This is a genomic window from Streptomyces sp. MK7 (assembly GCF_032658145.1).
Taxonomy (GTDB): domain Bacteria; phylum Actinomycetota; class Actinomycetes; order Streptomycetales; family Streptomycetaceae; genus Streptomyces; species Streptomyces spiralis.
In genome coordinates this window covers 1-327 of record NZ_JAVACL010000180.1, presented here as the reverse complement: position 1 = coordinate 327, position 327 = coordinate 1, and the positions used below count along the sequence as shown (strand labels likewise).

The 327-nt window shown below is 71.3% G+C and carries 1 protein-coding gene; it reads right to left on the bottom strand.

Annotated elements, in window-relative coordinates:
• On the bottom strand, nucleotides 1–327 hold a 327-nt coding region (locus R2S09_RS40390; protein ID WP_316746289.1), incomplete at both ends, for a hypothetical protein.

Genomic DNA, 327 nt, shown 5'->3' with positions numbered 1-327 from the left:
TCACCGGCGAAGACTTCGGGGTCGTGGTCGCTGATCTCGACTGCGGCGGGGCGCCGGCCGGTGAGGTCCCCGACGGCGAGGACCTCCTTGGCGCCGAAGGCGCGGCTGACGCCGGAGGGCGTGAGACCGGCGGCTTCGCCGAGAGTTTCCAGGGTGTGCGGGCGCGGGGTGACGTAGACCCGGCCGTAGGCCAGGAGCAGCCGAATCTGCTCATCGGCCGCCTTCTTGATCGCGACGAGGTCCTCGAGAGAGGCGAGGAGCGGATCGTGGTCCGGGCCGTGCTCTGCCTGCGCGGTATCCCATGTGCGGACGAAGGTCGTGCGCGGC